This is a genomic window from Candidatus Latescibacterota bacterium (genome assembly GCA_020633725.1).
GTDB lineage: Bacteria > Krumholzibacteriota > Krumholzibacteriia > JACNKJ01 > JACNKJ01 > VGXI01.
Genome location: JACKDC010000002.1, coordinates 453,410 through 470,922, shown reverse-complemented (window position 1 = coordinate 470,922; position 17,513 = coordinate 453,410). Strand labels below are relative to the sequence as shown.

At 69.7% G+C, this 17,513-nt stretch carries 13 protein-coding genes; 1 reads left to right on the top strand and 12 read right to left on the bottom strand.

Translation table 11 applies throughout. The features are described from left to right. Window positions 1-97 precede the first annotated feature (97 nt). A complete protein-coding gene (locus H6693_06525; protein ID MCB9515832.1) occupies window positions 98-949 on the bottom strand; it encodes a sigma-70 family RNA polymerase sigma factor in 852 nt (283 codons plus the stop codon). A 319-nt stretch (window positions 950-1,268) separates the two neighbouring features. Next, window positions 1,269-3,968: an insulinase family protein gene (locus H6693_06520; protein ID MCB9515831.1), complete on the bottom strand. Its 2,700-nt coding sequence runs from the start codon at window positions 3,966-3,968 to the stop codon at window positions 1,269-1,271. Window positions 3,969-4,116: 148 nt separating this feature from the next. Between H6693_06520 and H6693_06515 the strand changes: the two genes are divergently transcribed. Continuing rightward, entirely contained in the window at window positions 4,117-4,860 is a 744-nt protein-coding gene (locus H6693_06515; protein MCB9515830.1) for a hypothetical protein, read from the top strand. Here H6693_06515 and H6693_06510 read toward each other — a convergent pair. From H6693_06510 to H6693_06465, 10 genes are all read right to left on the bottom strand, one after another. After that, window positions 4,857-5,681 (bottom strand): hypothetical protein, encoded by an 825-nt coding sequence (locus H6693_06510; GenBank protein MCB9515829.1) that lies wholly within the window; start codon window positions 5,679-5,681, stop codon window positions 4,857-4,859. The genes H6693_06515 and H6693_06510 overlap by 4 nt on opposite strands. A 34-nt stretch (window positions 5,682-5,715) precedes the next feature. Further along, window positions 5,716-6,096: a hypothetical protein gene (locus H6693_06505; protein ID MCB9515828.1), complete on the bottom strand. Its 381-nt coding sequence runs from the start codon at window positions 6,094-6,096 to the stop codon at window positions 5,716-5,718. Window positions 6,097-6,576: 480 nt separating this feature from the next. Further along, entirely contained in the window at window positions 6,577-7,275 is a 699-nt protein-coding gene (locus H6693_06500) for a hypothetical protein (protein MCB9515827.1), read from the bottom strand. Window positions 7,276-7,283: 8 nt separating this feature from the next. Continuing rightward, window positions 7,284-8,345 carry a hypothetical protein gene (locus tag H6693_06495; protein ID MCB9515826.1) on the bottom strand — a complete coding sequence of 354 codons (1,062 nt, stop codon included), beginning with the start codon at window positions 8,343-8,345 and terminating at the stop codon, window positions 7,284-7,286. 141 nt (window positions 8,346-8,486) lie between these two features. Then, the gene (locus tag H6693_06490) at window positions 8,487-8,636 is read right to left on the bottom strand and encodes a hypothetical protein (protein ID MCB9515825.1); all 150 of its coding nucleotides are present in this window, start codon (window positions 8,634-8,636) and stop codon (window positions 8,487-8,489) included. 48 nt (window positions 8,637-8,684) lie between these two features. Then, a complete protein-coding gene (locus tag H6693_06485; protein ID MCB9515824.1) occupies window positions 8,685-8,978 on the bottom strand; it encodes an HU family DNA-binding protein in 294 nt (97 codons plus the stop codon). A gap of 38 nt (window positions 8,979-9,016) precedes the next feature. Further along, complete coding sequence (locus H6693_06480; protein ID MCB9515823.1) at window positions 9,017-12,604, bottom strand: hypothetical protein; 3,588 nt, start codon at window positions 12,602-12,604, stop codon at window positions 9,017-9,019. Beyond that, window positions 12,601-13,566 carry an ROK family protein gene (locus tag H6693_06475; protein ID MCB9515822.1) on the bottom strand — a complete coding sequence of 322 codons (966 nt, stop codon included), beginning with the start codon at window positions 13,564-13,566 and terminating at the stop codon, window positions 12,601-12,603. The genes H6693_06480 and H6693_06475 overlap by 4 nt, the downstream gene beginning before the upstream one ends. 17 nt (window positions 13,567-13,583) lie before the next feature. Then, window positions 13,584-14,693: a sn-glycerol-3-phosphate ABC transporter ATP-binding protein UgpC gene (gene ugpC, locus H6693_06470; GenBank protein ID MCB9515821.1), complete on the bottom strand. Its 1,110-nt coding sequence runs from the start codon at window positions 14,691-14,693 to the stop codon at window positions 13,584-13,586. A gap of 54 nt (window positions 14,694-14,747) precedes the next feature. After that, window positions 14,748-17,219 (bottom strand): AAA family ATPase, encoded by a 2,472-nt coding sequence (locus tag H6693_06465; GenBank protein ID MCB9515820.1) that lies wholly within the window; start codon window positions 17,217-17,219, stop codon window positions 14,748-14,750. Window positions 17,220-17,513 lie beyond the last annotated feature (294 nt).

Below are 17,513 nucleotides of genomic sequence, written 5' to 3'. Positions count from 1 at the left end.
CGGCCATGCCGGATTACGGGGTCCAGATGCCACGCATCAAGAAAAACCGGCCTCCCGGAGCGGGGAGGCCGGCGCGTCGCTGACTGGCAGCGATGGCTTAACTGGCGTGCTCGGCCAGGCGCTTGCCCACCTGGCTGTTGCGGATGCGGCTGAGGGCCTTGACCTTCACCTGGCGCACGCGCTCACGGCTGATGTTCAGGTCCTTGCCGATCTCCTCGAGCGTCATCGGCTCACGGGCGCCGAGCCCGTAGTAGTTCCGCAGGATCATCGCCTCGCGGGGGCTCAGCGAATCCAGCGCCGCCTCGATCAGGCTGTGGAACTCGCTCATGTCGAGGTTCTCGGCCGGGCTGGGCTGATCCTCGTCCTCGAGCGTGTTCAGGAGGATGTGATCCTCCTCGGTGCCGAGCGGCTCGTCCAGCGAGCGGTAGGTGTTCGTCGCCAGCTCGATCTCGTTGATCACGGACTCGGCGATGCCCAGCGCCTTGGCGAGCTCGGCCTTGGTTGGCTGACGGCCCAGCTGCTCCCACAGCGCCCGGTTCCGCTTGCGGATCTGGTAGAGGATGTTGGCCTTGTTCATGGGCAGGCGGACGATGTTGCCCTGCTCCACGATGGCCTGCATGATCGACTGACGGATCCACCAGACGGCGTACGAGATGAACTTGAAGCCCTTCTTCTCGTTGAAGCGATAGGCCGCCTTGATCAGGCCGAGGTTGCCCTCGTTGATCAGGTCGAGCAGGCTCAGGCCCTGGCCGACGTACTGCTTGGCGATGGACACCACGAACTTCAGGTTCGCGGTGATCATCTCCTCCAGCGCCTTTTCGTCCCCCTCGCGGATGCGCACCGTGACGGCGGCTTCCTGCTCGCGGCTCAGGCTCTGGAAGTCACCGATGGACTGCAGGTAAGCGTTGAGGGTCTCGCTCTCGGCCTGATTCTGAAAGACTCCAGCCATTTCTTCGCCCCTGTGGATGAACCCTGGGAGAGTTCTGCCGTTCCGGTTTATCGTGCTGAATTGTGAAGGTTGTCACAACTCGGCACCGGGAGTATCACGGATCGACGCGCTCAAGTCAAGTGCAAAGCAAAACGCCGGCCCTTCCGGAAAGTTCCATCCACCCTCACAAGAAACGCTGTTGACTGCACTTACGGACCTGACGCCGTACAACTATCCCGGATTCCTTGCGCTATGCTCAGAGATTCAGATGATTCTTGGCGTATTTCCAGGAATTAAGGGCTGACAAATCCCTAACAGCTTGGCTTCGGTATAGAGGATTTCACTGCAATCCGCCACCCGCCAGGACCCAGAGCCAGTCATCCTGCAGCAGATACTGCCGGGCCAGTGCGGCAAGTTCTGCCGGCGGAATGGCCCGTTGCTTCGCCACGCGGCCCTCGCTCCCCGCGAAGGGATCCAGCCCCAGGTGCTCGCGCAGCCCGAGCTGGTAGGCCTGGTGGATCCTAGAGAGATCCCGCATGAGCTCGCGCCCCCAGCGCCCGTTGACGGCGCGGAAGACCTCCTCCGCGCTCGGCGGCTCGGCGCCCATGCGCTCCAGCTCGGCCTGCATGCCGGTCCGCGCCTGTTCCAGGTTGTCCGCGCCGGTGGACATCTGCAGCGTGACCTGCCCGTAGCCGTGCTCCCCCGCCGCCAGGCCCGGCACCAGGCGCAGGCCCGCTCCGACCGAATAGGCGAGCCCCTGCTTCTCCCGCAGCTCCAGCGCCATCCGGGCCGAGAGGACGTCCACCAGCACCTCCAGGCCGTCGGGCAGATCGCCCGCCGGAGGCGTGAGCCGCGCGGCGATGAGCGCGACCTGGGCCTTGTCCTCCATGGGGTGGCGCAGCTCGCCGGGTCCCGGCTGCAGCGCGCTGGCGGGCAGTGCGAGCGGCTCCTCGGGCCGCGTCAGGGCGCCGAAGCGCTCGCGCACGATCCCGCGCAGGCGCTCCAGCGGCAGGCCGGAGACCACCGAGAGGACCATCCGCGCCGGGTCGAAGTAGCGGGGATGGAAGTCGCGCAGCTGCGCGGCGTCGATCGCGGCGATGCTCTCGGCCGTGCCCTCCACCGGGCGGCCCAGGGGGCCGTCCGCGTAGGTCCAGGCGGCCAGCGCTTCACGCGCCACCTCGCTCGGCCGCGGGCTGCCCATCCGCAGCGACGCCAGCATGCGCCCCTTCTCACGGTCCACGGCCGCGTCGGGGTAGGTGGCGTTGCCGACCAGTTCGGCCAGCAGGGCCAGGCCCTCGGCCGCGGATTCGTCCAGCAGCTCCAGGCGCAGGAAGGAGAAGTCCTGCCGCGTGTAGTAGTCGTCGAAGGGGATCCAGGGATTGTCCCCGACCTTGAGCGTGGCGCCCAGCGAGGAGAGGATGCCCGCGATCGCGGCCTCGTCGTGCTCGCGGGTGCCGCTGGACAGAAGGTTGTGGGCCAGCGCCACCATGCCCTCGCGGCCCTCCGGCTCGGCGTCCGAGCGCCCGCGGATCAGCAGATGCGCGGCGCAGACCTGGCTCGCCGCGTCCGAGCGCAGCAACACCGTGAGGCCGTTGTCGAACACGAGACGCTCCTCGCCTCCGGCGCCCTGCGGGCTCCCGCTGGCCAGCGCGCCCGCCGGCGCCGCCGCGGGCGGGATGGGCAGCTGCGCGGTGCTCGGCAGCACGTGGAAGTCGGCGAGCGGCGGGCCGCCGGGGATCGACGTCGCCGTCGAGTCCGCGTCCTGCCCGCTCCAGATCACGCGAGGCGCGCCCGCCAGGAGGCTGCGCTCCAGCGCGCCGCGGAGCGCCGCCGGCGAGAGCGTCGCCAGGGAGGCGTCGTAGCCGGCGAGGAAGGCGTAGCCGCCCAGGTGCAGCTCGGCGGACTTCATCATCGCGTAGTAGTGGTAGGTGTCCTGCAGGAAGACGTCCTCCACGCGCAGGCCATGCGCGACCTCCGCGGTCCAGGCCGCGTCGGGGACCCAGGTGGCGAGGCCGGCGAGCCGTTCCGCGAGGAGCCGGGAGAGCTCGCCGACGTTCTGGTCGCCGATGTCCAGGGTCAGCGTGAAGAGGCTGAAGTCCGCGAAGGGCTCGACGCTCGCGCTCAGCTCGAGGACGCGCCCGCCCTCGTCGTCCACCCGCAGCGGCGAGCGGTGCTCGTCGCCGAGCATGCCGGCCAGGGCGAGCTGCGCGGCGTAGTCGCCGTCCCGCAGCGCCGGCGCCAGCCAGGCGAGGTCCAGTCGCGGCGTGCCCTCCTCCGCCCGGTAGACGCGGAACTCCGGCTCCTCGGACCACATGGGACGCACCCGCCGCGGCGTGGCCGCCGCGCGCCCCGGCACGATGCCGAAGATCGAGTCCACGAGGGCGAGCGCCGGCTCGCTCTCGAAATCCCCCACCAGGAACAGACGGCAGTTGCCGGGCTGATAGCGGGACCGGTAGTAGGCCATCACCTGGTCGCGCTGAAGCCGCTCGATGGTCTCCACCGTGCCCAGGATGGGATGGTCGTAGGGCGTGCCGTCGAGGAAGAAGCTGCCCCGCGCGAGATCGCCGCGGTAGCTGCCGCTGTCGTAGTCCTTGTTCATCTCCTCGATGACGACGCGCTTCTCCTTCTCGAACTCGTCCGGGGGCAGCAGGGAACCGAAGAGCATGTCCGCCTGTATCTCCAGGCCTTGACGCAGGTACTCGCGGGGCACGAGCAGGATGTAGCAGGTGTACTCGCGGCGGGTCATGGCGTTGATGTAACCGCCGTAGGCCTTGATGCCCTCGTTGATGTCCTCCCGGCTCCGCGTGGCGGTGCCGTTGAAAACCATGTGCTCGAGGAAGTGGCTGGCGCCGTAGCTGGTCTCGTCCTCGAAGCGCGCGCCGGCGCCCACCGTGACGATGGACGCCACCATGGGCCCGCCGTGGGCTTCCTTGAAGAGGAGATCGAGTCCGTTGTCGAGATGGTGCTCCTGCAGATCCGCGGCGCCGACCGGCGCCACGATGACCGTCAGCAGCGCCACGACCCAGATCGAGATCGCCATCGTCCCACGAGTGCTGTGAAAGCCCATGCCCGGCTCCCCTGAAAGTGTTTGTGCCACCGGCGCCGTCCGCCTAGACTGCGCCGAAGCTGCCACAGCCGCCCCGCCGATGCAAGCCGGGGCGCCCGGACGCTCTCCCGTGAGGTTCAGCATGATGCAACTCCGTCGATGCCTGTCCCTGCTCGCGCTCGCCGCCCTGCCGGCGGCCGTGGCCCATGCCGCCGAGGCGATGCAGCAGTACGTCCAGCTCCAGGATGGCTCCGTGCTCCACGGCGAGGTCGTGAGCATGGACGCGGAACAGCTGGTGCTGCGCACCAGCTACGCGGACTCCCTCGCCGTTCCGCGCGATCAGATCAAGGCGATCCTGCTGGAGGATCCCCGCGGCGCGACCGCGGCCCCGCCGACCGCGCCCGCGCCGGCCCAGGAGGCCGCCCGGCCGGCGATGCAGGGCAGCGGCGAACTGGAAGTCGCCCTGATCGGCGACGTCCCGCGCTCCTCGGCCCGCTATCGCAGCCCCGCGGATCGCGAGCGCATGGTCGAACTGAACACGCTGCACCTCAAGATCTACGTCGACGGCGAGTTGCTCAGCGAGACCGAGGACGACAGCATCGAGAAGGAGTTCGCCGACCGCGGCTGGACCTTCCTGCGCAACCAGCACCAGTTCCCTCCCGTCACGCTCACGCTGCCGGCGGGGCCGCACCGCGTGCTGGTGGTGCTGGGCAACGAGCTGGACCGCATGGAGCAGGGCGAGAAGCAGTCCCAGCTCCTGTCGGCCGAGCTGGAGGTGCCGGAGGTGCTCGTGCGCCCCGACGAGAAGTCACGGCTCGTGATCTCCGGCGACGGCAGCCGCTTCAAGTACGGCAAGTACAAGCTGGAGCTGCTGAGCCGGCGCTAGGATCCGCTGGAGGACGGCTCGCCCGGGGACGCAGGTTCGGCGGGCGCTGGCGGCGCGATCGCGTCGCGGCGCAGGGTCAGGCGCAGCCGGTAGTCGGGGCGCACGGGGTCGCCACCCAGCCCCAGCCAGCCCTCGCCTGACAGCTCGACGCTGAAGACCTCCCCCCAGGCGAACTGCGCGCCGCCGCCGATCCAGCCGAGCTGGCGGCGCTTGCCGTCGTCGTACTGCAGGGAGCTGCCGCCGCGCACGAAGGCGGCAAGCCCCGCCGCCGGGAAGCGGCCGAGTCGCGCGTCCAGATTCCAGCGCTCGGGCCAGATGCGTTGATCGGCGGACGCGTCGAGTTCCGGGCCCAGCCCGCGCAGCTCGGTTCGCCAGCTCAGCGAAACCTGCAGCGGTGCGCGCGGCCCGCCGCCGGCCAGCAGCGCCAGGCGCCCGAACGCGCGCCGTTCCCCGAGGGGCGCGAGTTCCGGGGCCGCGAAGGGCAGCCACAGCTCGCCGCCCACGCGCAGGCGCGCGCCCTCGTCGCCGAGCACGCGCAGCCCCGCCCCCAGGAAGAGGTTGTCGCGCCCCGACCGCCCGCCGTTCGCATAGGACGAGTACAGCCAGGGCAGCGCGAGGCTCCAGCTTAGCTGCGTGCCGCGCGAACCGGCGTAGCGCAGCTGGAGGCGCTGGCCGGCCCAGTGCTGCGCACCGAAGGCCGTCGAACTGAACTCCAGACGACGCGCATCCGCGGGCAGCGGCGCGAGGCTCTCGAGCGGCGACTCCAGGAGAAGCAGGCGGGCGTGCGCAGACCGGCCCCCGAGCAGGACCAGTAGAACCACGCTGACGACGACACGGGCGCGCAGCGCGCCCGCGCTAGGCCTCGTTGCGGACGGCCTCGAGCAAGTTGACGTCGCCCTGGTTGAGGAACTGCACTTTGATGGCATGACGGTCCCCGGGCAGGATCAGCTTCTCCACCACGCGCCCGTAGTCGTTCCACGAGCGATGGTAGATGACGTCCCCCACCTCGTAGTTCCGCGAGGCGTCGTACTCATGGACCGACGCCTCGTCGATGCCGTCGAGGCTGAACGCCTCGGCCTCCGGGGCCGAGGCGCCTTCGTCCTCGCCCTCCAGCTTCATGTGAGGCAGGATTCCCTTGCAACGCGGGCACTTCAGCCAAGTGACCTCGTCTTCTCCGCCCTCTTCCACCACTTCCATGTCGAGGTGGTCCTTGCAAACGGAGCAGTACTGCTTCATGGAATCCTCTCTCCGCGCCGGCGGGCTACCTCATCCCCGGGAGCAACTTGCAGCACGTATCGGCCTCGTCCCAGACCATGTAGCGCATGCCGCACACCGGGCACGCGTAGCGCCCGTCGATGCGGCCTTCCTTCTCGGCCTTGGCGAGGAGTTTGTGGTACTTGACGTATTTCTTATTAGAATCCAGCTCACGTTCCAGGTAGGCAGACGTGGCAACGCCCGGATTCGTATTACTCATCGGCTCACCCTTTCCTTTGAGTAATGACTCGTCGCGGGGTGATTTCTCTCACCCTAGATATGGGGCCTTGGGTCCTGAAATGGACAGTAGCGCCCCAGATGTAGTGGACACACTATCCAATCGTCAAGAACATGTCAAGGGGAATGCGGGCGGACGCGGCGAACCGCCGCCAGGGCTGGCCAGGAGGGGTGTTCGCCCCGCTCGAACGCGGCGCCCACGGCGTAGGACGCGCCCGGCGGACTTTACTTATTGTTCGGGGGGAGTCCCAGCTCGACCAGGGTCCACGTTTCGCGGCTGGCCTCGGGGTCGCCGGCGAAGCGGCGGCCGCCGACCTCGCTCACCTTGCGCGCCTCCGTCAGCGCCTCGTAGCGCAGCCAGCCGCCGAAGGGAAGCTCGGGGATCATCCACGCCACGCCCTGCGTGCGGCGCTCCGTGCGCAGCGTGACGCTCGCGCTCTCCTGCACCGTGGTCGAGCTGTCCGTCAGGGCGTAGCGCTGGGCGGTCCAGTCGCGTCCGCCCAAGGTGACGGTGGAGTCGCTCGAGGCCGCGCCGCCCGCAAGGCTGGCCTCCATGGCCCGCAGCGCGTCGAACATCTCCACGTCGTCGGTCGCCAGCGGCAGCCACTCGCCGTCCTGCAGGCCCTCCATTCGCTCGAAGCGCTCGGCGTCGAAGACGCCCATGGGCTCGTCGTCGTCGGTCTGGTAGACGGCCCGGTAGGACGGCGCCCCGTCGATGCTGAGCAGGACCCCCCGGCGGCCGCCGCCGCGGTCGTCCGTGACCTCCACGCGGAAGCGCTGCTCCGCGCGCTGGCCCGCGCTGACGGTCTCCACGCGATAGGCCATGAAGAAGCCCGGCTCGAGGAGCGCCGAGGCGCTCCCCGTCCGGGCGATGAATCCGGCGGCCAGTCCAAGGCAGGCCGCCACGACAGCCGTTCTGCGCACGCCGTCCCCTAGTGCTTGATCTTCGCCCAGTAGCGGTCGAAGTCGAATTCGGGGCTGTTCGCGGCGTCGTGGCAGCGCAGGCACATGTCCTTGGGCGCCGCCATGGCGTTCGTGCTGCGGTCGTGCGCCGTCCCGTAGCCGTGGCAGGCTTCGCACTGCACGCCGGCCAGCATGGCCCGGTTCTGCGGATCGATCCCGTAGCCCCCGGGCTCCTTCCAGCCGGTCACGTGGCAGGCCACGCAGTCCGGGTTGTTGTCCTCGTACTTGGCTTCGAGCGTGGCCATTGCGTGCGCGTGCGCCGAGCTCTCGAACTTCTTCGCGATGTCCGCGTGGCAGCGTGCGCAGGTGTCCGTCCCCAGGTAGGTGTCCGTCACCGGCGCCGCGCTGAACTCCCGCGCCATCGTCTCGATCTCCTGCGCGCGCGTGTGCTCGACCTCGATCTCCGCCTTGAACGCGTTCACGCGCTCGGCGTAGCTCGGCTCCTCCGCGTAGTTCTTGTCCAGCTCGTGAATGAGCATCGGACTGAGCTCCACCGTGCCGTCGTCCTTCATCGTCAGCGTGATCTCGCCGAAGTCCTTGCCGCGGTTGGCCGCGGTGTACACGGGAACCCCCGCATCCGTCTCGGCAGGCACGCGCTGACTGATCGTCGCGTTGCCGTAGAAGATCAGATCGACGCCCTGCAGATCCTTGCAGCGCTCCAGCGCCTGCTCCCGGCGGCCGCCGAAGAGCAGGACCACCGCGTCGCAGCCCTCCGCATCATGGAGCGCCTTGACGCCGGCCGCCAGCGCGGGGGCGGGGTCGTCGAACTTCAGTCCGTTCGGCATGCTCTTGATGGCGCTCTGAAGGCGCGGATCCGTCACCGCGAGCACGCCCAGCTTCTTGTCGCCGTAGGTGAACACCTTGTAGGCCGGGTAGAGCGGCTTGCCGTCTTCCCCCACCAGATTGGCGCAAATCAGGCTGAGGCCGTGCTCCGCCGCGGCGCTGTTCAGCACGTCCAGGCCCAGGAAGAGATCCTGGCTCTGCACGGCCGCCGCACCTGTGCCCATCTCGCCCATCATGCTCAGCAGCATCTGCGACTGACGGTTCCACTGGCGATCGCCCTTGTTGGAAACGTTGTCGCCGCCGCTCAGGATGAGGACGTTCTCACTCTCGTCGCGAAGCGTGTTGATTAGCGCCGCCCGCCGGGCGACGCCGCCCTTCTGCTTGCTATGTCACCCACACTGCTCGAGCTCGCCAACGGCTCGAGTCTCGTAGCCGATGACGACGTCCACATCGGCATGGGCGGCCGGAACGGCGCCGAACACCGTTCCCAGCAGCAGCAGGGCGCCTCCCAGCAGGAGGCCGTGTCGCTGGCTTGGCATGGTTGCTATCTCTCCTTCGCTCGCCGCCGGGTGAGTCCCGGCGACGCCTCAGTCGTTGTAACGGTCCTTGAAACCCTTGCCCGCCGAGAAGACCGGCGCGCGGCTGGCCGCGATGCTGATCTCCTCGCCGGTGCGGGGATTGCGGCCCGTGCGGGCCTTGCGCTGGCGAAGCTCGAAGGTGCCGAAGCCCGTGATCTGCACCTTGTCGCCCCGTTCGAGCGCATTCGCGATGACGCCGTTGCGAGGATCGGTGGCAAAGAGCACCTCCACCGCCGCGCGCGCGTCCTTCTTGCTGAGACCGCTGGCCTCGGCCAGCTGATCCACGAGATCCGCTTTGTTCATGCTGCTCCCTCGGCTGGCGGGCGCCGCGTGGCGCCGCATTAGAACCCGCCGTACCCGGCGCTGCGGTCACCCGACTCGAGCTTGATGTCCTCGGGGTGCGCTTTCAGGTAGATGCGGAAATAGTACTGCTCCCGTCCTTGGAAGACAAGCCGCGAGAAGGTCGCCTCCCAGCAGTGCAAGTTGCGTGTCACATGGATCGACTGCGTGCCCAGCTCGCCGTCCTGAAGGCTCAGGCTCGTTTGATAGTCGAGGCTCCAGTTATCTGTAAGGTCGACGCGACCTCTGAGGTTGACGGTGGGGCTGGGCGAACTCGTCTGGGTGCGGTTCAACGAGAAGCTACCGGACAAGTTCCAGCGCTGCTCGCCGACGGGGCCGCGCGGCGGCGCGGGGGCCTCGTCCCGCAGCGGGGCGTCGGGGTCGAAGCCGCTGCCGTCGGCGGCGGGGGCGGCCTGCGTCGTGTCCGTGGGCGCTGCGCCGCCCTCGCGCTGGAGCACCAGGTTGCGCGCGCGCTCGTCCTTCTCCTGCTCGCCGTAGCTGAAGCGGCCGGAGAGCGCCAGGTTGCCGCTGAGGGTCGTGCTCTGCCGCTCGCCCGTGTTCAGGTCGTAGGACTGGCGGAGCGACAGCGTGAAGGACTGGAGCGGATTGAACTGCACGCTGCTGCTGAGCGCGCTCCAGGGGTTCTCCTCGGGGCGCTTCGTCAGGTCGTAGGCCGTCCCCAGACTCCACTGGAGCACGCCGGTCTTGCGCTGCACCTTGTCGCCCTCGCCGAACTTGAGGTCGAGGCTGTTGTCCAGGGACATGTTGACGCGGCGGCCGAGGCTGAAGCTCTTGCCGCGGCTCTCCTCGTAGCTCCAAGAGGCCGAGGGGCTGAAGGTGTGGCGCAGGCCCGTCAGCCGGCCGATGTGCGGGTAGTAGAGGCCGTAGAGCTTGGTGGAGACGGACGTCGACGCGCTCCACCGATGGCTGAACTCGCCGGAGCGGTCCACCACGCCCTCGCTGCCCTCCGCCAGCGCGCCGCTCTCGCCGAAGGGCGACAGCGGCGTGCCGCCGTAGGGCAGGTCGGCGGGCTTGCCGAAGGGCACGAGGACGTCGCTGGACACGGGCTGGTTGCTGCGGTTCCAGTTCTCCGACGCGCCCACGCCCGGCCGCACGGTGAGGATGCCCAGCTTCATCGTCAGGCCCAGGTTCGTGCCGGTGGACGCGGACTCGGTGACGACCTTGCGGGTCTCGTACTGCTTGCTGCTGCGGCTGTAGTTGATGCGCGGCGTGAGCTTGAGGCTGGCGAGGGCGCCGGCGATGCCGTCGCGGGCGGTCAGGCCGGGGAAGAGCGGGATCGGCGTGGCGCTGAGCGAGAGGGGGACGGCTTCGTCCAGCAGCAGGTTGTCCGTCGCCGGATCGGCGTCCTTCTGGTTGAGGATCTGCGTGCGGCGATAGCTCGTGTTCAGCGAGAGATTGTCCCACTTGTGGCTGAAGCCGACGTTGGACGTCAGCCGCTGGTCCACCGTCTGTTCCACGGTGTAGTTGTCGATGTCACGCAGCTTCTCGCTGCTCACGAAGTCGACGTTCGCATTCAGCGTGGTGCGCTCGCCGAAGGTCTGGCTGTGCGTGCCGTGGAGTCCCCAGGCGAAGGCCTTCGTGACCAGATCGCGCCGCGCGTCGTAGTTGAAGTTGCTGTTCACCGAGCCGTTCATGAAGTAGCGGCGGTAGTAGCGCGTGCTCAGGGTGCCGAAGAGCGACTTCTTCTCCTCGAAGCTGCCGCGGACGGTCCAGTCCATGTAGTCGCTGGTGGCCCAGTAGTAGCCGACGTCGCGGATGAAGCGCTGCGGCTTGTTGTCGTTCAGCGTGATGCCGAACTCGAAGTCGGGCTGCAGGAAGCCCGAGCGCCGGCCGCGCTTGAGGTCGTTGAAGAGGTAGGGCAGGTAGAAGAGCGGCACGTCGCCGAGATAGAAGCGCACCGGCGCGCCGACGATCTTGTCCTTGGTCTGGATCGTCATGCGGTCGACGCTGAAGTGGAAGTGCGGCTCGGCCAGGTCGCAGGTGGTGTAGGTGCACGCGTAGGCGTGGACGCGGTCTTCCGGATTCTTCTTCAGCCGCTCGCCGGTGTAGAACCCGTCGCCGTAGCGCGTGGCGCCCTCGTGCACGAGGCCCACCTTGTCGTCGATGGCGTACTCCATGAGGCTGCCGTAGAGCTTGTCGCCCTGGTCGATCAGCACCGGCTCGCCCCTGGCGTCGAGGAAGTCGTCGGCCGCGTCGAAGCGGATGGCCTTCGCCTGCAGCACGAAGTCCGCGTTGCTCACCTGCGCCTGCCCCTCGAGGTAGGCCCGCTCGGCCGCCGCCTGGTAGAGGATGTCCTCCGCCTCGTAGTCGATCGTCAGCGCCCGCTCCTGGAAGCGGCCGTAGAAGCCGAGGCTGTCCACCGCCGCGCTGTCGGCGGACGCCAGGGCGGTCGGCCAGTCGTCCACGTAGCGGTAGCTGCCGTGGGCCTGGCCGAAGATGCGGACCTCGTCCAGCTCGCCGGCGTCGAAACGCAGCAGCATGGAGTCGCCGCTGGCCTCGTTCATCGAGGCGCGGCCCTGGTTCTCCAGCGGAGGGATGTAGAGGCTGTAGGGCTCGCCCTGCACCTCCACGGTGCTGATCTCGCCCTTCTTGAAGCCGACGCGGAAGCGCTCGCCACGGATCTCGCTCTGCTTGCCGGGGAAGACGTGCGGCGCGGCCGGCCGGTCGCGGAAGCGCGCCTCGCCGTCGATGTTCATCCGCCGGACCTCCCCCTGCTCGAAGAAGAGCTCCAGCGTGTCGCCGGACAGCACGCCCCCCTTGCGTAGCACGCGCGGCGTGCCGTAGAGCTGCAGCCGGTCCTCGGCCTGCCAGAATAGCGCCGAGTCGCAGAGGGCCTCGGTGAAGCCGCGCAGGTAGCGCACGTCGCCCACGGCGACGGCCAGGCTGTCGCCGCGGAGCTGACGCATGCGCTGGGCGGTGACCCGCACGGTGTCGCCGTCGCTGGTGCTCAGGAGGACGGGCTCGGCGTCCATCTGCGCGATGTCGCGCTGCCGGTCGAAGCTGCCGTGCTCGCCGCGCAGGACGGTCCCCTCCTTCAGGTCCTCGATCTCCACGGCGCCGAAGGCCTCGGTGAAGCCCGTCTCGCGGTGGTAGCTCACGCGTTCGGCGCGCAGGCGGCTGCCGGTCTGCAGCACGTCCACGTGCCCTTCGAGGTGGATGATCTGCGCGCCGTGATCGTAGACGGCCCGGTCGCAGTGGATCACCGTCTCGGCGTCGTCGATGCTGACGTTCCCGCTGACGGTGGCCTGGTCCAGGTTGCGGTCGTAGTGGCCGCGGTCGCCGACGATCCGCGTCGCCCCTTCGGTGGCCACGACGTTGCCCCGCAGGAAGAACTCGTCCGACCCCCTGCGCTCGTTCACGCGCCGCTCGGCGAGGTCGGCCGTGACCTCCATGCTGTCCGACTGGCACCAGAACTTCTCGAGGCGCGTGACGCTCAGACTGTCCACCCGGGAGTAGTCGAGCTGGCCGCCGCCGCGCCAGTTGAAGACGCGCGCGCGGCCGGTCTCCTGCTGACCCGAGGCGACCGCCGCCGAGGCGAGGACGAGCAGCACGGCGACGAGGCGCCTCATCCGCGGCGCTCCGCGGCGAGCAGTGCGGCGCCGAGGGCGGCGCCGTCGTTGCCGAGGGCGCGCAGGCGCAGATCCAGCCGCTGGACCCGCGGGTTCATCAGGCGCGCGCGCGCCTCCGCGCGGGCCGGCCCCAGCACCAGCGCCCCGGCCGCGGCCACTCCGCCGGCCAGGATCACGCGCTCGGGCGCGAAGGCGTTGATGATGCTCGTCACGGCCACGCCCAGCGCACGTCCGGCCTCGGCCAGGAGTTCCCGCGCCAGCGCGGATCCGCCCCGCGCCGCCGCGGCGAGAGCCCGAGGGTCGGGCGCGCCGCCCCCGAGGGCCCGCATCAACGCCGCGTGACCGGCCCGCCGACGAGCCAGCGCGCGCCGCGCCGCCGCCTCCAGCGCCCGCGCGCCGGCATAGGCCTCGAGGCAGCCGCGATTCCCGCAGGGACAGCGCCGCCCCTCCCGGTCGATCACCAGGTGACCCAGCTCGGCCGCGAGACCCCTGCGCCCGCGGTAGAGCGCCCCGTCGAGGATGAGCCCGCCCCCCACGCCGGTGCCCAGGGCGAGGCAGGCCAGGTGCCGCGTCCCGCGCCCGGCGCCCAGCCGCCACTCGCCGTAGGCCAGGGCGTTGACGTCGTTCTCCACCGCCACGGCGCAGGGAAAGCGGCCGGCGAGCCATTCGCCCAGCGGCGCGCCTTCCCAGTGGCGAAGATTGGGGGCGTCGAGAATGCGTCCGCTCTCCCCGTCGATGAGCCCGGCGCAGGCCAGGCCCAGCCCGCCGAGGGCGGCGGGCGCGAGGGGCGCCGCAGCGAGCAGCCGGTCGACGCGGGCGGCGAGGCCGTCCAGCGCGGCGGCGGGCGTGTCGCCCAGCTCCGCGGTGCGCCAGCGCGCGCGGCGGAGCGCGCGGCCGTCGGCCGTGGCGAGCACCGCCTTCACGTTGGTGCCGCCCACGTCCAGGCCCAGGAGGATGCGCATGCGGTCTCCCGTGGGCGTCAGGCGATCGCGGCGTCGCTCTGCGCGTCGAAGAAGTGGGCCTTGCTGAGGTCCAGGGTCACGGGGAGCGTCTCGCCCACGCGCGCCTGCTGCCGCGGGTCCACGCGCGCGACGAGCTGACCGTCGCCGCCCTTCAGATAGAGGAAGAGCTCGTTGCCCATGGGCTCGATCACGTCCACCTCGGCGCTGAGGGTCTCGCCCGCGGGCAGGTCGGGGCCGAAGGCGGGCCCGTAGATGTGCTCGGGGCGGATGCCCAGCATCACCTCGCGGCCGGCGTGCTCGCGCAGGGCCGCGGCGCGCTCGGCGGGCAGGGTGAGGCGGTTCGCCCCACCCGCGAAGACGAGGCCGTCGCCGGCGCCCCCGCGTTCCAGCCGCCCGCGCAGGAAGTTCATGGCCGGCGAGCCGATGAAGCCCGCCACGAAGCGGTTGTCCGGCCGGTCGTAGAGCGACAGCGGCGTGTCCACCTGCTGGATCAGGCCGTCCTTCATCACCGTGATGCGGTCGCCCATGGTCATCGCCTCCACCTGGTCGTGGGTGACGTAGATCATGGTGGCCTGGATGCGGTTGTGCAGGCGGCTGATCTCGGCGCGCATCTGGACGCGGAGCTTGGCGTCGAGGTTGGAGAGCGGCTCGTCGAAGAGGAAGACCGCCGGCCGCCGCACGATCGCGCGCCCCACGGCCACGCGCTGCCGCTGCCCGCCCGAGAGCGCCTTGGGCTTGCGCTCGAGCAGGGGCGTGATGCCCAGGATCTCGGCCGCCTCGTTCACCCGCTCGGCGATCTCACGCTTGGGGTACTTCCGGAGTTTGAGGCCGAAGGCCATGTTGTCGAAGACGGTCATGTGCGGGTAGAGCGCGTAGTTCTGGAAGACCATGGCGATGTCGCGGTCCTTGGGCAGGACGTCGTTCACCACCCGGCCGCCGATGCTGATCGTGCCCCGCGTGATCTCCTCGAGCCCGGCGACCATGCGCAGCGTGGTGCTCTTGCCGCAGCCGCTCGGCCCCACGAGCACCATGAACTCCTTGTCCGCGATCTCCAGGTTGATGTCCTGGGCGGCCACGACGTCGCCGTCGAAGATCTTCCACACGTCCCGCAGGATGACTTCGGCCATGTCCCGTCCTCGTAGTAGGCCAGCTTGCCGTTGTAGAGGCGTCCAGGGGGGCTGTCAAGCGCCCCGGCGGCGCGCCGCGCGGGGGGTCGCGGCGGGCGCCGGGGGCGGCGCCGTCTCGGCGCTCTCCCCGTTGAACTGCCGCAGCACCATCGCCATCTCCAGCAGCCGGGCGTCCACCCGCCCGTTGACGCTCCCGCCCGGCCAGGGCCCCTCGCCCCGCCGCCGCCCGGCGGGCACGCCGGTGAGCAGCTCGAGTCCCTCGTCCACGTTGCGGATCGCCCAGACGTGGAAGCGCCCACGCCGGCTGTCGGCCTGGATCTCCTTGCTGAGCATGAGGTCGTTCACGTTGGAGGCGGGGATGACCACGCCCTGCTCGCCCGTCAACCCCCGGTCGCGGCAGATGCGATAGAAGCCCTCGATCTTGGCGATGACGCCCCCCACCGGCTGCACCTGGCCGAACTGGTTGACCGAGCCCGTCACCGCCATGGACTGCTTGAGCGGCACGCCCGACAGCGCGCTCATGAGCGCGAAGATCTCGGCGACGCTGGCGCTGTCGCCGTCCACGCCCACGTAGTTCTGCTCGCAGGAGAGCGTGGCGTGCAGGCAGAGCGGCTTGTCCTGGGCGAAGCGGTGGCGCAGGAAGCCCTCCAGGATCATGTGCCCCTTGTCGAAGGCCGCGCCGCTCATCTCCACCTCGCGCTCGATGCTGAGGATGTCCCCGTCCCCCAGCGAAGCGCTCGCCGTGATGCGCACCGGCTGCCCGAAGGCGTAGTCCCACTGCTCCATGATGAAGAGGCCGTTCACCTGCCCCACCGCGCTGCCCTCGGTGTCGATGAGCAGCGCCTTCTCCTTGACCAGCTTCTGGAAGTGCTGCTCCACCTGCCCCAGGCGGCGCATGCGCTCGGCCAGGGCCAGGTCCACGTGCTCCACGTGGATGTTGCGCCGCTTCTCCTTGCGGGCGAAGTAGTCGCTCTCGATGAGCAGGTCCACGATGCTGCTGAAGCGCGTCGAGAGACGGTCCTGCCGCCCCGCCAGCCGCGCGCCCTGCTCCAGCACCGCGGCGCGGGCGCGGGGCGAGAGCGGCAGGAGCTCGTCCTGGTGGCAGACCTTGGCGATGAAGTTCAGGTAGCGGCGCATGTTGGCGCGGTTGCGCGGCATGTCCGTCTCGAAGTCCACCTTGATGCGGAACACGCGCTGCAGATCCGGGTCGCCCTGGAGCAGCACGTTGTAGAGCCGCGTGTCGCCCACCAGGATCACCTTGAGATCCAGATCGATGGGCTCGGGCTTCAGCGGGCTGATCACCATGCGGTTCTGCGGATCGTAGGCCTGGATCTCGAGCTTGCGGTTGCGCAGCACGCGCTTGAGCGTGGGCCAGACCGGCGCCTCCTCGAGGAGGTCCTGCGCCATGATGACCAGGGTGCCGCCCTGGGCGCGCACCAGGGCGCCGGGCTTGATCTGGCGGAAGTCGAAGCCGGCGACGCCCCGCGCCGTCACGGCCGGCTCGATGTTGCCGAAGAGGTTCTGGAAGGTGGGCGCGGTCTCGATGATCACCGGCGCCTCGTCCCGCTGGCTGTTGTCCACCAGCAGGTTCACGCTGAAGCGGCCGAAGCTGTCGACCGCCTCCTCGTCGCCCTCCTCGTCGTCGTCCGCGGGGACCCAGTCCTCGTCCACCAGGGCCTGCTCCACCTGGGAGAGGTAGGCGTGGACGGCGGGATCCTCGAAGCGGGCCTTGAGCATCTCCACGCTGTCGTGGATGAGCGGCAGGATCACCGCCTGCTCCATGCCGGCCAGCTCCTCGCGGAAGGACTCCTCCAGGCGCGCGTTGGCGCGGACGAGGGAGCGGAGTTCGTCGGAGAGCACGAGGTGGCGGCGCTGCAGCCGCGAGGCCAGGCGGGCGTCCACGCGCCCCTCCTGGACGAGCTGATCCAGCTCGCTCACGTCGAAGGTCTCGTCCTCCACGATGGCGTGCAGCTCGGGGCGGATGTACGGCCCGCTCTGCACCTCGACCAGATTGAAGCCCGCCTGGCGCGACTTCTCGGCAAAGGCCTTCACGCTCTCGGACTGCGCCTGCCGGTAGCGGCGCTCCAGCGCGGCCACCCGCCGCTGGTAGCCCTCTCCGCGATATAACTGAGGGATGTGCCGCCGCAGGCTGCTGGTCATGCGTTCGAGGCGCAGCTTGAAGTCGCGCCCGACGCCCGCGCGAAAGCGAAGCAGCAACGGCTGCTCGGGATCCAAGAAGTTGTGGACGTAGCAGAGGTCGCCGGGCTGCTCGCCCTTGCGCTTGGACTCCTCCAGCACGCGGCGGATGGTCGTGGTGCGGCCGGTGCCCTCCACGCCCGTCACGAAGATGTGGTAGCCGGGACGGCGGATCTCGAGGCCCATGCGCAGGGCGTCCAGGGCGCGGTCCTGCCCGATGATCTCCAGCGAGGGCTTCAGGCGCTCGCCCACCGCGGGCAGCGTGGCGGGATCGCAGGTCCAGCGCAGGCGCTCGGGCGCCAGGCGGTGGCGTGGGGTCGTCTCGGGCATGCCGCCTCCCGGTTGAGGGCAGGGAGTTCGGATTCTCCCTCTGGCGCGCCCTATCCCGGGCGGCGGCGGCAGCTTAGCACAGGGTCCGAAATCCCTCAACCGCCGCCGGCGCGGCCCCGTGGCGGTCCATCTTACCTTGCAATTGCCACGGTCATGGTACAGGGTGTGCTTGGTCGGAACGTGCGTGGGTGGTGATGGGGCTGGCCGATCGGCCGTTGGCGCCACCGCCCTGCCGACGCCCGGCGCCCCACCCATCCCTCGGCACTGCGCGACAACCTGGGAGGAAGGAGCGTC

Coding starts and splice junctions, on each gene's coding strand:
- H6693_06495 (MCB9515826.1), bottom strand. CDS start 8,345: ATGCTGCTGAGCATGATGGGCGAGATGGGCACAGGTGCGGCGGCCGTG.
- H6693_06465 (MCB9515820.1), bottom strand. CDS start 17,219: ATGCCCGAGACGACCCCACGCCACCGCCTGGCGCCCGAGCGCCTGCGC.
- H6693_06525 (MCB9515832.1), bottom strand. CDS start 949: ATGGCTGGAGTCTTTCAGAATCAGGCCGAGAGCGAGACCCTCAACGCT.
- H6693_06505 (MCB9515828.1), bottom strand. CDS start 6,096: ATGAAGCAGTACTGCTCCGTTTGCAAGGACCACCTCGACATGGAAGTG.
- H6693_06485 (MCB9515824.1), bottom strand. CDS start 8,978: ATGAACAAAGCGGATCTCGTGGATCAGCTGGCCGAGGCCAGCGGTCTC.
- H6693_06490 (MCB9515825.1), bottom strand. CDS start 8,636: ATGCCAAGCCAGCGACACGGCCTCCTGCTGGGAGGCGCCCTGCTGCTG.
- H6693_06515 (MCB9515830.1), top strand. CDS start 4,117: ATGATGCAACTCCGTCGATGCCTGTCCCTGCTCGCGCTCGCCGCCCTG.
- H6693_06480 (MCB9515823.1), bottom strand. CDS start 12,604: ATGAGGCGCCTCGTCGCCGTGCTGCTCGTCCTCGCCTCGGCGGCGGTC.
- ugpC (MCB9515821.1), bottom strand. CDS start 14,693: ATGGCCGAAGTCATCCTGCGGGACGTGTGGAAGATCTTCGACGGCGAC.
- H6693_06475 (MCB9515822.1), bottom strand. CDS start 13,566: ATGCGCATCCTCCTGGGCCTGGACGTGGGCGGCACCAACGTGAAGGCG.
- H6693_06520 (MCB9515831.1), bottom strand. CDS start 3,968: ATGGCGATCTCGATCTGGGTCGTGGCGCTGCTGACGGTCATCGTGGCG.